The organism is Pseudomonas sp. PS01303 (assembly GCF_029959385.1).
GTDB lineage: Bacteria > Pseudomonadota > Gammaproteobacteria > Pseudomonadales > Pseudomonadaceae > Aquipseudomonas > Aquipseudomonas rustica.
On the sequence record NZ_JASCPK010000069.1, the window covers coordinates 1 to 14198 of the forward strand.

12 protein-coding genes are annotated in these 14198 nt (G+C 59.7%); 5 read left to right on the top strand and 7 right to left on the bottom strand.

The annotated features are described in order from the left end of the window. Positions 1-105: 105 nt before the first annotated feature. On the bottom strand, positions 106-528 hold the full coding sequence (locus QMX93_RS18245; RefSeq protein WP_282357550.1) for a VOC family protein: 423 nt from the start codon (positions 526-528) through the stop codon (positions 106-108). A gap of 38 nt (positions 529-566) precedes the next feature. Beyond that, entirely contained in the window at positions 567-2027 is a 1461-nt protein-coding gene (locus tag QMX93_RS18250; protein WP_282357552.1) for an L-lactate permease, read from the bottom strand. A gap of 132 nt (positions 2028-2159) precedes the next feature. On the opposite strand from QMX93_RS18250, the gene QMX93_RS18255 reads away from it, so the two are divergent. From QMX93_RS18255 to QMX93_RS18265, 3 genes are all read left to right on the top strand, one after another. Continuing rightward, positions 2160-2642: an Lrp/AsnC family transcriptional regulator gene (locus QMX93_RS18255; protein ID WP_212546016.1), complete on the top strand. Its 483-nt coding sequence runs from the start codon at positions 2160-2162 to the stop codon at positions 2640-2642. Positions 2643-2919: 277 nt separating this feature from the next. Further along, positions 2920-3615 (top strand): class I SAM-dependent methyltransferase, encoded by a 696-nt coding sequence (locus tag QMX93_RS18260; protein WP_282357554.1) that lies wholly within the window; start codon positions 2920-2922, stop codon positions 3613-3615. 217 nt (positions 3616-3832) lie between these two features. Beyond that, on the top strand, positions 3833-3982 hold the full coding sequence (locus QMX93_RS18265) for a hypothetical protein (RefSeq protein ID WP_282357555.1): 150 nt from the start codon (positions 3833-3835) through the stop codon (positions 3980-3982). A 42-nt stretch (positions 3983-4024) separates the two neighbouring features. Here QMX93_RS18265 and QMX93_RS18270 read toward each other — a convergent pair whose 3' ends face one another. Further along, positions 4025-4240, bottom strand: coding sequence for a PLD nuclease N-terminal domain-containing protein (locus QMX93_RS18270; protein ID WP_053119696.1), 216 nt, complete (start codon positions 4238-4240; stop codon positions 4025-4027). A gap of 74 nt (positions 4241-4314) precedes the next feature. Then, the gene (locus QMX93_RS18275) at positions 4315-5898 is read right to left on the bottom strand and encodes an EAL domain-containing protein (RefSeq protein ID WP_282357558.1); all 1584 of its coding nucleotides are present in this window, start codon (positions 5896-5898) and stop codon (positions 4315-4317) included. Positions 5899-6170: 272 nt separating this feature from the next. On the opposite strand from QMX93_RS18275, the gene QMX93_RS18280 reads away from it, so the two are divergent. After that, positions 6171-10058, top strand: a complete 3888-nt coding sequence (locus QMX93_RS18280; protein ID WP_282357559.1) for an autotransporter outer membrane beta-barrel domain-containing protein — start codon at positions 6171-6173, stop codon at positions 10056-10058. 471 nt (positions 10059-10529) lie between these two features. Here QMX93_RS18280 and QMX93_RS18285 read toward each other — a convergent pair whose 3' ends face one another. From QMX93_RS18285 to QMX93_RS18295, 3 genes are all read right to left on the bottom strand, one after another. After that, positions 10530-11801 (bottom strand): hypothetical protein, encoded by a 1272-nt coding sequence (locus tag QMX93_RS18285; RefSeq protein WP_282357560.1) that lies wholly within the window; start codon positions 11799-11801, stop codon positions 10530-10532. A 295-nt stretch (positions 11802-12096) separates the two neighbouring features. Then, positions 12097-12540, bottom strand: coding sequence for a PaaI family thioesterase (locus QMX93_RS18290; protein WP_282357561.1), 444 nt, complete (start codon positions 12538-12540; stop codon positions 12097-12099). A gap of 72 nt (positions 12541-12612) precedes the next feature. Continuing rightward, positions 12613-13116 carry a thiol-disulfide oxidoreductase DCC family protein gene (locus QMX93_RS18295; RefSeq protein ID WP_282357562.1) on the bottom strand — a complete coding sequence of 168 codons (504 nt, stop codon included), beginning with the start codon at positions 13114-13116 and terminating at the stop codon, positions 12613-12615. A gap of 219 nt (positions 13117-13335) precedes the next feature. On the opposite strand from QMX93_RS18295, the gene QMX93_RS18300 reads away from it, so the two are divergent. After that, positions 13336-14148, top strand: coding sequence for a carbon-nitrogen hydrolase family protein (locus tag QMX93_RS18300; RefSeq protein WP_282357563.1), 813 nt, complete (start codon positions 13336-13338; stop codon positions 14146-14148). The last annotated feature ends 50 nt before the right edge of the window (positions 14149-14198 follow it).

Below are 14198 nucleotides of genomic sequence, written 5' to 3' on the forward strand. Positions count from 1 at the left end.
CTCGCGAAGAGGCCGGCACATTCAACATTTCTATCGACAGTTACGCCGCCTTCGCGAGCAAGCTCGGCTCCTACAAGGGATCAGCGTTGATTGAGGTACCTGCGTTCAAACTGCCCGCTCACCCAACCGCTCCACCAGCCTCACCAGATACCCATCCGGATCCTGAACAATAAACTCGCGCTGACCCACCTCGACATCCGCCGCCCGGTACCAGGTGTCCTGGCATTCCCGGTACAGCGCAACCCCGGCATGACCCAGTTTCTCGATGACGGGGGTGACGGCGACAACATCAATCTGCAAGTTGATACCTCTGCCAAACGGCTTGCTCAACGGCGCGGTCAGCCACTGACCCGCCTGCGGATCGACTTGCTCCAGCATGACTTGGGCGCCGTTGAGATCCAGATAAGCAAAGCCATCTTCCGGGCGTTGGTAGGCGATGGTGAACCCCAGGCAGGACACCCAGAAATTCAGGCTGTCCGGCAGGTCAGTGACCATCAATTCCGGGACGAGCGTGTTGCGTTTGAACATGAGGTGAATTCCGTTTCATTGAATATTTCGTCGCGAGTCTATCTCGAATCGCTACCAATCCACACACTCAACACCCCGGCAGCCAAAGCGACCAGTGCCGTATTCAGACACACCAGCGCAAAGCCAAACCTGACCAGTTCACTCTCTTCTTTGGCCTGGGTTTTGGCTAACCCCAGAATCAGCATGACGATCGACAACGAGCCCAATGCCGCATGCCCGGCTGCGCTGTTTTGTACCGCTGCCAACAACAGACGCGAAGACTCGGGCAGCATCGCGATGGCGGGCATGAAGATCGCGTTGCCGCCGACGTTCGACCCGGTCATGTAGCCTGACAGCGCACCCAGCAGTGCAACCAGCGAGGTCGCGGCGCTGGGCGATAGACCTGAGAGCAATTGCATCAGGCCCGCGAGAAAACCCGCTTTGACCATCATTTGTGACATCGCCAGAAAGAAGAAAATCGTCAGCAACGGCCGTTTGGCTCGGGCAGCCAATCCGCTCAGCATGCCGCTGTCGGTAACGTTTTTTCGCGTGTGAAAGCTTAACCCGATCAACACCAGAAGCAGCGCCACACCGGGTGACGCCAGTGGTTTCCAACTGACCTGAGCACCTTGCACCACCCAGTGATTCTGCCAACCGGTGATTGCCCACAGGACTTTCAGCGCGACGATGCTGACGATCAATAACAGATACGGCCAGGCCTGCCGCGGCCAATGCAGCTCATCGCGTTCGCTCGTGTTGCGAGACCGTCGCCATAGGCCGGCGGACAGTGCAGCGGTCGCCGTCACCAGACCTGCGGCAACACCGGCGACTTCCGGCCCCAGCCAGCGACTGGTGGCATACAACACGCTGATGAAGATCAACCAAAACGCGCCCAGCGCCCGCCATTCCTGCCATTGCCGCGCACCCGCCAGATACAACGCCAACGCTGCCAATCCGAGGAAAACCAGCGCACTGGTCAGCGCCGACGTCTGCGCCAGTGCGGCGGCATCCAGATGCGCCAACGAAGCACCGATTACCGAGGCCAGACCCAACGTACCCCACGGCATGATCGCCATGCCGGTGAGCGCGATGCGCAAGGCCGACCGGCGTTCGAACAGACTCAACAGCAGCGGCACCGTCGCAATCAGCGACACACCGAAACCGGTCATCGCCTCCAGCAACGGCGCCAGCCCGAGCACGATAAACACCACTTGATCGCCGCGCCCCAGTCCCAGCGAACGCACCCATTGGCTGACGGCCAAATTGACGCCCAGCCGCTCGATCACCATCACAAACGCCAGCCCCGGCACAATCACGAATGCAGTGCTGGCGAACAACACGGCGGTGTCTTGAGCGGCGGCCAGCAGGCTGCTCGATTGCCAGGCATCAGCTGCGCCTGCAATCCAGAGCACCATCACCAGCAGCGTGCCGGCGACAGCGGCCTGAACCGGAGGCCGGCGCAGCACGACCAACATGGCGGTCACCAGCAAAACAGGGGAGAGATGAAACAGTGCGTCCATGGCCAACATTACCCTGTGCAAATTCTCGATCAGCCGGCGAATGCCGACTGCGAGCAAGATAATATTTCGCACGACTGGATAAAGGTGCGCAGTTTTCTGCTAGTTTTCGAGAAATTTTCTCGCGAGCCTGACATGGTTAAAAGCGCCGCTGCACCCCAATCACTGGATAAATTCGACCGCGCCATCCTCGAACTCGTCCAGCGCGACAACGCCATGCCGCTGCGCCTGATGGCCGAGCAGGTCAATCTGTCCACGGCGGCGGTTCAGCGCCGCATCAAGCGGATGGAAGAGGCGGGCGTGATTACCGGCAATGTTGCGGTTGTCGATCCGAATGCGGTGGGTCGCCCGATCACCATCATTGTCGAGGTGATGGCAGAGCGCACCAGCATTGAGGCGCTGGAGGCAATGAAAGCGCACTTCCGGGTGCCCGAGGTTCAGCAGTGCTATTACGTCACCGGCGAGGTGGATTTCGTGCTGGTACTGACGGTCGCCAGCATGCAGGAATATCAGGCGCTGGCGCGGCGATTGTTTGCCGAGAACACCAACGTAACGTGGTTCAAAACCATTGTGGCGCTGGATCGGGTGAAGGTCGGGCTTGAGGTGCCGGCGGGTTGATGCGGCGCGGCTGAAAAAGCTATCGCGAGCAGGCTCACTCCTACAGGGGAACGCATTTCAAACTGTAGGAGTGAGCCTGCTCGCGAAGGGGACAGTTGGGCCACCGCGAAATCCGCCGCTTCCGACAAAGCCGAACCACCGGCACCTGCAGCGCAACCTCCAGACGATTTGCTTGAGATGTCCGCAACCGTTGGGCAAACTCCGCCGTTTGACTGGCCGCCACACCTTCGCGAAGGGTCGCAAGCCGCCAAAAGCCGTCGCTCGAAGGAGTCTTTTGTTGAACCACAACACCTTGTCCCAACGCCTGGAACGCGTGGCTACGCACGTGCCGGCGGGCGCACGCCTGGCCGATATCGGCTCTGATCACGGCTATTTGCCGGTGGCGTTGATGCGTCGTGGCGCGATCACCTCGGCGGTGGCGGGCGAGGTCGCGTTGACGCCGTTTCGCGCCGCTGAACGTACCGTGCGCGAAAACGATCTTGAGCAACACATCACCGTGCGCCATGCCAACGGTCTGGCGGCGATCAAACCGGGCGACGCGATCACTGCGCTGACCATTTGCGGCATGGGCGGCGAGACGATTCGCGACATCCTCGACAGCGGTAAAACCCATCTGAGCGGTGAAGAGCGTTTGATCCTGCAACCCAACGGCGGCGAGCAGCCGCTGCGTCAGTGGTTGATGGACAACGGCTACACCATCCTCTGTGAAGAACTGCTGCACGAAAACCGTTTCTACTACGAAATCATCGTCGCCGAACGTGCCGGGCCAGTGGCTTACACCGACGAAGAACTGTATTTCGGTCCCTTGCAAATGCGCGCCCGCAGCGCGGCGTTTCTGAGTAAGTGGCAGCGCAAGTTGAAGTACAAACAGAAAACACTGGCCCAGTTCGCCCACGCGCGCGATGCAGTGCCTGAGGCGAAAGTGCAGGACACCGCCCGACAGGTTCGCTGGATTACTGAACTGTTAGCGTGAGCGGCAAAACCGATCGGGACGGCACGCCACAATTGCCGCCGATACGCGGCCCGCGCCAATCACCACAATGCGTTTGCCTGCTCCATTTCCCACTTCAACGTCCCTGTACGCAGCGAAAAAAGTTCGAACTGATGGGTGATTGTAGCGTCCACCCACAGAGGCAACGCATCGCTCGCCAATTCGCGGCGATGGCAAATCCATTGTTCAGGAGACGATCATGAAGAAAATCTGCGCGTGTCTGGGGATCTGCAGCGTGATGCTGCTGCAAGGTTGTTACGAGGGTTCCAACGATGCTCCCAACAAGGAAGGCGACAAGAGCAAAGCGTCATTGCAAATACAGCAGGAAAAGCCTGAAGACAGTAAATGAACCCGATGGGTGAGGGAGCAATCTCCCTCACCCTCTATCGGTTTAGCGGCTGGAATTAGAGGTCGCGCCATGGGTGATGTGCTTGGGCCCCGCCAACGCCCAGGCAATCAGACCGAACAACGGCACAAACACGATCAGCACGATCCACACGCCCTTGGTACTCGATTTCCCCTCGCTTTTGCGCACCCGATTGATGGCCCAAAGCTCGATAAGCAGAAGAACTGCCGCCAGTACGATCCACACGGTTTCGATATGCATTGGCTACCTCCTGATGGTCTATGCGTTAGGTGGCAAGAGGTGCGCTGGGTTCATTTATTTTGTGGAATGCCTGTTCACACGGTCGACTCCAGCGCAGCGTGGTCGCTGACCACGTTTGCCCGCGCGTGTTGAAAGCGCAAAAAATCCTCGACCGGCATCGCTTTGCCAAACAGCCAGCCCTGACCGAAGTGCACACCATTGGCGCGCAAGTAATCCCGTTGTGCCTCGGTTTCGATGCCTTCGGCGACAATCTTCAATTGCAGACTCTTGGCCATCTCAATGATGTGGCCGGTGACCGATCCGGTCGCTGCATCCTGTTCAATGTTGTCGACGAACGACTTGTCGATTTTCAGCACGTCCAGCGGCAGCCGTTGCAGGTGTTGCAGGCTGGAGAAGCCTGTGCCGAAATCGTCTATCGCCGCCAGATAACCCAGCTCGCGGGCGTGATTGACCGTGGCGCGGGCGGCGTCGATGTCGAGGAAACCGCGTTCGGTGGCTTCCAGCCAGATCTGATTCTGCTGCACACCAGCCTTGTGCAACGCCGCTTCCAGGCCGGGCAGGAAGCGCCCGCTGCTGACGTCCCTGGCGGCGAGGTTGATCGCCACGTGCAGGCCGCGCTTCTTGACCAGCAAGGGGCCGAGGTCGCGCATCACCGAATTGATGACTTGATCGGTGATCGGCAGAATCAGGCCACTGCGTTCGGCCAGCGGAATGAACGCGTCGGGGCAGACCATCGAACCGTCGGGATGTTGCCAGCGCACCAGGGCTTCGGCGCCGACACAGGCGCCATCGCGGAGGCTGACAATCGGTTGATAGTGAACGATGAATTCGCGATTACGCACCGCCAGTTTCAGCTCGGCCAGCGGCGACAGGCGTTGGCGTGTGCGGCGCACGATCAGCAACACCAACAGGCCGGCGAGCAAACCGCCGATGGGCAACAGCAGCATTTCCCGGCGAACCAGCCCCTGCATCAATTCATGCCGGGAGATCGCGGCAATCGCCACCCAGTCACCGCTGTGCACGAGGGTGTAGAGGTAACCTTCGTCCAGAGCCGAATGCGAACCTGAGTGCACGCGGCTGAGAAAATGCTCCGCTCCCGGTTTCGAGGCGCTGACCAACTGGCCCGCTGCGGTGCCGACCGTCAGGTGCATATCCTCTTCGAGCATCACATGGAGGAATTGCGCGGGGTCGACCAGCACGTTGAACGCCGCGTATTGCAGCGCCATCATCGGCTTGGCCGGGACGATGCGTGACTGCACACCGAGCGACACGCGCACGCCGTCGGTGGTGGTGAAGTCCTCCGGCCATGGCGTTGCGTGGTGTCCGACCGGGCCCCAGGAACCGCAGGCGTAAATCTCTTGCTCGACATAACCGACCGACTTCACTGAAAAGGTGTTGATGGTCAGCAGGCGCATCTCATCGATGCTCTCGGGCGTGCAGGGTACGAGGTGCGATCCGGCGATGGTTTTCAATGCACCGGCGGCTTCGTTGAAGGTGCCGCTGGCCCGACTGGAGGCGACGGCCGCGAGGGTTTCCAGACGTTGTTGCGCGGCGTGCAGATTGAGCACCCAGGCCAGATAACCCATCAACAATACGGGAAGCAAGACACACGGAAACCCCAGGAGAATGCTCCCCCAGACGATGCGTTTTTTATTCATTTGTCGCCACCTTGGCCCAAGGCCTGTGACGTGCGCACAGCACGGCTGTCTTCCAGCAAGGACAGATTACGGCGGCGCTGGCGGGCAAATATTGCTGTGGATCAAAAACTCAGCTGAATGGATAAATCCGTGCAGAAACACTGCGCAGGCCACGGGTTTTCCGCCATCTTTCGAAATAGCTACTAAGGTTTAAAGCTGTATTTACCACGCAAGACTCCGGTGGTGCCGTCAGTCGCCTGCCACGGGGGAAAACGCTGGACAAGGAGGTTTTCATGCAAAGCGCTTGTGTGCATCCATTCAGCGGGCATGCCCCGCACTTTCTTCGCAGTGCCTTGCTGGTCGCCATGGCCAATGCCCTGACCCTGACCGATGCTTACGCCGCCTGTGGCCCGCTGGCTGCTGGCGCCTATAACGTCTCGCAAACCTGCACGCCGACCGTCGGTGTCGCCGCTGCGATCAGCACGCAAGCGGGCACGAGCATCACCACCACGGCTGGCTCCTCGGTGCTCGTTCGCGGCAACAACAGCAACTCGGCGCTCAGCCTCAGCGGCACGACCGTCAACAGCACACCACCGACCGCCGCCAACGCAGTGTTTTCCAATGTCATTGGCACAACCGGCAACGCGACGCTGACCGTCGATGGCGGCACCAACACCGTCAACATCGGCGGCAGCGGCCTCGATGCGCTGGCGATCACCAATGCCGGCGCGGGTTCTTCGACGGTCACGGTGACGTCCGGCACCACCCTGAACATCCTCAACACGGTCGTCGGCAACGAGCATGACGGCATCGACGTCAACGGCAGCGGCGGCGGGGCGATCAATGTCAGCCATCAAGGCAATGGGCAGATCACCCTGCTGGGCGGTAACGGAATCTGGACGAAGGCCACGGGCAGCGGCGACAACAACGTCAATGTCGGTGCCGGGGTGAACATTCTGGTGAACAACGATGATGCGCTGTCGGCTGGTCTGCCGATCATCGACGACACCTTGCCGACCGCTGGCGTCGGCAACCACGCCGGGGTGCATACCCGCGCGATCAATGGCAACACCACCGTGGTGAATGCGGCCAGTGTTCAGGGTCTGGGCATGAACGCCTTCGGCATCTTCACTGAAGGCGGCGCTGGCAATACGCTTCTGAGCAACAGTGGCACGATCAATACCGACGGCCTCAACGGCTTCGGCATTCGTGCGATTTCGACCGTTGGCAGTATCAATGTCGTCAACAACGGCGCCATTACTACCACTGGCGGCGGTGGCCACGGGATTTACGCCAACGACAATACTGGTGGGCTGGGTTCGATCAGTGTCGAAAACAATGCGCCGATCAACGTCGGCAACATCGCCAGTAATGTCGGTGCGCGGGCGATCTATATCATCAAGCGCGGTACCGGCGGTGTCACCGTCACGGGCAGTGGCGATCTCACCGTGCTCGGCGCGCAGAGCACCAATCGCGCTTACGGCATCATCGTAAGCGCCGAACAGAATAATGTGCTGATCGATTATTCCGGCAACATCACCGCCAGCGGTTTCGGCGCGGGCGGCATTCGGGTGGACTCAACGGGGGGCAACGTCCGGGTCAACTATGCCGGCGATCGAATCGAAACGTTTAACAGCAATGCCAACGGTATTTACGCTTCCACGCAAGCGCCAACGGGTACGGTCGATATCAGCGCCAGCGGCACGATCATCACGCACTCCGACGCCGGGACGGGCGACGGCAGTGGCATTGGCTCCTTTGGTTTGCAGGCGCTGACGCTGGGCGGAAATGTCAGCGCGGTGTTCACCGGCACGCTGATTGACGTCAATGGGGCTGGCGCGGCGATTCTTGCCGGTAGCGCGTTCAACGGCGGTACGGGCGCGGGCACAGTGAATATCAGCAATAGCGGGCAACTGATCGCTCGCGGTGATCAGCAGCGTGGCATTCGCACCTTGTCCGGCGACGGTACACAGACCATCGTCAACACCGGCTCGATTCAAACGCAGGGCGCCAGCAACAGTCAGGGGATTCTGGCTGAAGCGTCGGGTGCGGCGAATGTTTCGGTCACGAACAGCGGAGCGATCACCTCGCGAGGGACGAATTCATCGGGCATCGCCGCGTTGACCGAGGGCGGCGTTGCCAACGTCAGCAACAGCGCAACGATTCAGGGGGGCTGGGCCGACAGCAGCGGTATCGCCTTGGGTGGTGCAACGCAATCGCTGAACAACACCGGGGTCATCGGTGCGCTCAGCGATGTTGCGGTGCGTGGCGATGCGACCACGCCCGGCACGACATTTACCCTCGACAACCTCGGGCAGATGACCGGTGCGGTGAATGCCGTCAGCGCGGCCAGCACGGTGAGCAACAGTGGCACCTGGACGCTGCGTAATTTTACCGATTCGACGGGCAGCGGCACGCGTGATACGTGGGGCGTGGCGACCAGCAACCTCGGTACTTCGGGTGCCAACAGTATCGACAACAGCGGCGTGATCCGTTTGGCAGAGCAACCGGCGAGCGGTATCGTCAATTTCAATTCCAGCGGTGCGTATCTGCCGTTTGGACAGGCGTTCAACACGCCGACTGCGGGCGGTGCGGTGCAGGGGCAGTTGCTTGGCGTTAATCGCTTCACCAACAGCGGCACCCTCGATCTTCTGGGCGGGACCAACACGGTTGGCAACGTCCTGTTGATCAGCGGCGCTTCTACTGCGGGCACTAACGGTGGCGGGGTGTTTGTCTCCAATGGTGGTCGCTTGCTGCTCAATACCACGCTGAATGCGGGAGGTGCCGACAGTCGTTCTGACATGTTGGTGGTCGACTCGATCGCGACCGGCAGCGGCGGCGCCACGGGGCTTGCGGTGCGCAATGTCGGCGGGCAGGGCGCGGTGACGCAGGGCAACGGTATCGCGGTGGTCGAGGCGCTCAACAACAGCGCCGGGGCCGGTGATGCCAACGCGTTTCGCCTGGCGAGCCGCGTGGTCGCCGGGCCGTATGAGTATCGCCTGCAGCAGGGCGGCGATGATGGCAGTGCGCGCAACAGCTGGTTTCTGCGTTCCGATGCGCCCGTGCCGGATGGGCCGCCAGAGCCGCCTGCGCCTCCGACGCCGCCAGATCCGGATCCAACGCCCGATCCCGACCCGACGCCAGACCCCGATCCAACGCCTGCGCCTGCTCCCGTGCCCAACTATCGCCCGGAAGTTTCTCTGTACGGTGCGGTACCCGCATTGGCGCTGGTTTACGGGCGGACGATGGTCGACACCCTGCACGAGCGCGTGGGCGAAGAACGCCTGAACGCCGGCGATCCACTGCCCAAGGAAGATGAATCGACGACGACACCGTCCATGGGCTGGGGCCGGGTGATTTATCGCAGCGGCAAGCAGGATGGCGATCGCAAAAACGCCCTGGGCAACACGCCTGAATACAACTATGACCTGACGGCATTTCAGGTCGGCACTGACCTTTATCGCAAGGTCAGAACTGACGGCAGTCATGAGCAGGCCGGTATCTCTCTGTCAGCGGGCACCATCGACGCGGGCGTCAGCCATTACACCCGTCGCAACGCCGGGGAAGACACCTTGCGTGCTTATGGTTTGGGCGCCTACTGGACGCACTTCGGCCCGTCCGGTTGGTATCTGGATGGCGTGTTCCAGGTCAATCGCTTCGACGTCGAAGCCAAACCGAGCAATTTGCCGAAACTGAAAACCCGTGGCTGGGGCTACACCGCTTCGCTGGAGAACGGCTACCCGTATGAGTTCGACAAAAACTGGTACATCGAACCGCAATTGCAGGCGATCTACAGCTACGTCGACCTTGATAGCAGCGACGACGCCGGCGCAAAAATCCGCTTCCGCGACGTCGACTCATTGATTGGCCGCGCGGGTGTGCGCATCGCCAAGGATTGGGACACCGAAGGCGTCGACAAAAGCGCACGACGCACCAATGCGTGGATTCGTCCGAGTGTCTGGCATGAATTCAAGGGGCAGCCGAAGACCGAGTTTTCCTCGGAGACGGGTTACATCCCGTTCGAGTCGGATATTCAGGGCACGTGGGGCGAAGTGAATGTCGGGGTGGATTATCAGGCGAATCGGCGCACGACGTTTACCGCTTCGGCGGGGTATCGCCAAGGGTTTGATGGCGACAGTCATGGGTACGACGCGATGCTGGGGTTCAAGATTAATTTTTAGCGTACACCCACTGTGGGAGCGGGCTTGCTCGCGAAAGCGGTCGTCCTGCAAAAATGATGCTGAATGTGCTATCGCCTTCGCGGGAAAGCCCGGCTCCCACAGGATCCTGCGTCGTACGCAAAGTCGGGCTGCTTCACAAAACTGTAGGAGCCGAGCTTGCTCGCGAAAGCGGTGTACCTGCCACAGAGATGCCGAACCTGCCGCCGCCTTCGCCGGCAAGCCCGGCTCCCACAGGGTGCTGCGTCGTACACAAAGTCGGGCTGCTTCACAAAACTGTAGGAGCCGAGCTTGCTCGCGAAAGCGGTGTACCTGCCACAGAGATGCCGAACCTGCCTCCGCCTTCGCGGGCAAGCCCGGCTCCCACAGGGTTTCAAGTCGTACACAAAATCGGCTTACACAAAATTGTAGGAGTCGAGTTTGCCAGCAATGGCGGTCTTTTTAAGCCTCGAATGCAAAAAATGACCGCGACCTTCAGCCAAGGTAACGCACGATAATCCCGTGCAAATTTGACTCTCTGTAAAAGCCGGCAACGAGTATTTTTCCATCACTCTGCAACGCCAGACTCATCGCCGATGTGTTGTTCAGGCCCATGGGTGTCGCAACCCAGCCTTGACCCTTATTGAAGGTTGGATCGAACGCACCATTGCTTTGCAAACGTGCCAGCGCGATGGTCGATTTGCCTGATGCCTTTGTGTTGCCGGTGACGACAAGACTGCCGTTGGGCTGCTTTAGCGCGTTGCTCCAATGCGTATCCGCATCATTCAGACGGGTCAACAAAGGCTTGGCGCGGTTAAACTGGATATTGCGTGTGCCGTCCGGCTCCAGGCTTATCAATAAGCCGGAATAGACTGAGTCAGTGCTCGCGTAACCTATCCCCAAAATCCGTTTGTTTCCCTGATTAGCCAATGCAGTGACAGTGGAAAAACCAGCGATGGTGTCGTCAAGAACGAAACCGCCAACACCAAACGAAAGATCGAGGCTGCCATCGCGTTTGTACCGAGCCACCATCAATGCCCGTGATTCGGCCGATTTCAGACGTCCGCACACCACGATATTGCCATCCTCATCAATCAGGCCTGCGTTCAACAAAATACCGTCACCTGCATGACTCGGGTGTTTTACCTCCGTCCACCCGGTTTGATTGAAGGACAGATCCAGTTCGCCGTTGTTATCAAGTAAGTAAACATACGAGTGGGTCGGCGTGCCCAAGTAGGTGTAGGTAAAACTGATCAGGATCCGCCCATCTTGCAACGCGTACGTGCTGCTCTGTGCCGATTCGGCCTCGCTGGCGCTCTCTTCAGAGCTCATCGGAGCGGCAGATGACGGATTGCGCAAGATGAGGTGGCCGTTGACGCCATAGCTTGTGTCGAGCGAGCCATCGTGGAGGAATCGAGCAAGGGCAGGCGAGGAATTGATGGCGCCGATCAAAAGGATTTTGCTTTGGGCGAGGAGGGCGATGGATTTTCCCCTGGACTCGACGGAATTACTGAACTTGCCCGTGGCAATCCCTTGTGTCGCGAACGTGTTATCCAGACTGCCATCCGGGAGCAGTCGGCCGAGAAAATACGGCCGATCGGTGACGCCCATTCGCGCCTGTCCCGTGAAATAAATGGCTTGGGTTGCCGGGTCGGTCAGCGTCCCGAAAATGATTGTCTCCGGATACGAAGCCAGGGTTAACGTAAAAATCCCCTCGTTACCGAAGTGTTGATCAAGCTCTCCTGCAATGTTCGTTAGAGCATTCATGTCTGCACCTCAAAGTGATCGGCGTGGTGCTTGATTGAATGCTCATGGTTGGGCGATATCTACTGTCAGACTTGACAGTGGATTTTGATTGGCAATTGGAGTAGGTAAGGTGTCGTGTGATTTTTGTCAGCCGAAGGCAATGTTTTTTTGATTTTGCTTATGTAGGAGCCGAGCTTGCTCGCGAAAACGGTGTCTGTGCCACACAGATGCCGAGCCTGCCGCGGCCATCGCGGGCAAGCCCGGCTCCCCCAGGGTTTATCGTCGTTGACACACCCAGGCGGCGCGGGCGCATTGATCAGCCCTTGTACGGCAGGTTGCGCATGGTCACCAGCGCCGTGGCGCAGAGTGTTTCCTTGCCATCCTTGACGGCAAACAGATCAGCCGCCGCCACGGTGGTGTTGTTCGACGCATTGATCACCCGCCCTCGGGCGAGCAACTTTTCACCGTCGGCCGGTGCGATCAATTTCACTGTGAAATCCGTGGTCATGTTGATCCAGCCCGGCGGCAGCAATGTGCCCGCCGCCGAACCGCCGGCAAAGTCCGCCAGCGCACCGATGATTCCGCCCTGGAAAAAGCCGTTGTGCTGAGTGAGTTCTTTGCGCGTCGGCTGCTCGATTTCGCAGTGACCGGGTTTGAGGTAGTTGAAGCGAAAACCCAGCAGTTTCGCCGCCGGCATGCTGAGTACAGCGGCGGGCACGTGCTTGTCGTAATCGGGGTTGCTGGCGGTGAAATCTTCCATGGTATTGATCCCTGTCGTGATATGAGTCACTGGGTATAGCGGTTCGCCGGCAGAAACCAAGGTTCGTGCGGGTTAATAAGGCTTTTGAATATCCTCCGATAACGGGATGCGGTGGGTTACGCCTGCGTTGAAGGCTTTGAGGAAACGCCGTTCGTGATCGGCACTGGGCAACAGGCAGGTGTCGTACTTGCCGAACAGTCGATATCGATTGCGCGCAATGCGGTCGTAGGCCCAATCGCGTAACGCACGCGGGATGACGCGCAACAGCCTTAGCGGTTGCCAGCGCCCGGGCAACTGGCTGATGACTTCGAAAAAGGCCTCCGAACGTTCCCAGTAATGCCGGTCACGAATCACCGCCATGGTGTCGAACTGATCAATCGGCAACCCCGCCCATGCCAGCAGCGCCTGACCCTCGGGCGATTGCACCGCCGCCAGCCGCACGCGGCGTTGCTGATCATGACGAATCAAGAAACGCGCCCAGCCGTTGCACAGTTTGCACACGCCATCGAACAGCACCACGGTTTCACCGGGTTGCAGCAAGGGCGCGGGGGTAGGGCGGGTCTGTGTGGCGGGCATAGGGGCTGATTCTTGGCAGAGGGGCACGTCGGATCATAGCCGGGTGTTGGGTGAATCAAAAGATCGCAGCCTTCGGCAGCTCCTACATGGATCGGCATCTAACCCTTTGGGGGTACTCCCTCAGCGTGATAGGAAGTTTCGCCACGATCCGCATACTGGTCGCACCTTTGACAAAGCCTTGCTTCCTGGCCAGGACGCTATTTTCCGAAAGGTCTGACAATGAAACTAGAACTCGTACAGCTGGCAGGACGCGATGGCGACGTCGCGCACAATCTGCAACGCATTCTGCAAACGATCGCCGACTGCCAGCCGGGCACCGACATCGTGGTGTTTCCCGAGGCGTACCTCACCGGTTTTCTTGGCCATGACAACATCGCCCAACTCGCTGAAAATATGAGCGGGCCAAACGTGAAGACGATCTGCACCGCCGCCCGCGAACGCGATATCGCGGTGGTGGTTGGCCTGATCGAACGCGACGGCGAGCGCCTCTACAACACCACGCTGTTCATCACCCCAGAAGGCATCGCCCTGAGTTATCGCAAAAACCATCTATGGGTTGGCGAGCCTGAACTGGTGTTGCCCGGCGACCGCTTCGCCACCGTGCGATGGCGCGGAGTGCGCATCGGTTTGTTGATTTGCTACGACATCGAGTTCCCGGAAAGCGCCTGCGCACTGGCCATGCTCGGCGCCGAACTGATCCTGATCACCGACGGCAACATGCAGCCTTACGGCCACGTTCACCACACCGCCGTGGCCGCCCGAGCTCAGGAAAATCAGCTGTTCGCCGCCATGGTCAACCGCGTCGGCGAAGGCGTTGGCGAAGTGTTTGCCGGCGGCAGCACCGTCGTCGATCCGTTCGGTCAGCGTCTGTTTGAAGCCGGCGCGGAGGAATGCCGGCATGTCATCGAACTGGACATGACGCGCATCGCCCCGGCCCGCGCGCTCTACGACTATCGCGCCGAGAAACGTTTGAAACTAGCCGCTGACATCACCCAACACCCGGACGGTCGCCGCGAGCTGCTGATCCCCTGAACCTTGCGCTATCCATAACAACAATGTCGCGGCGAACGGCCAAGCGCTGG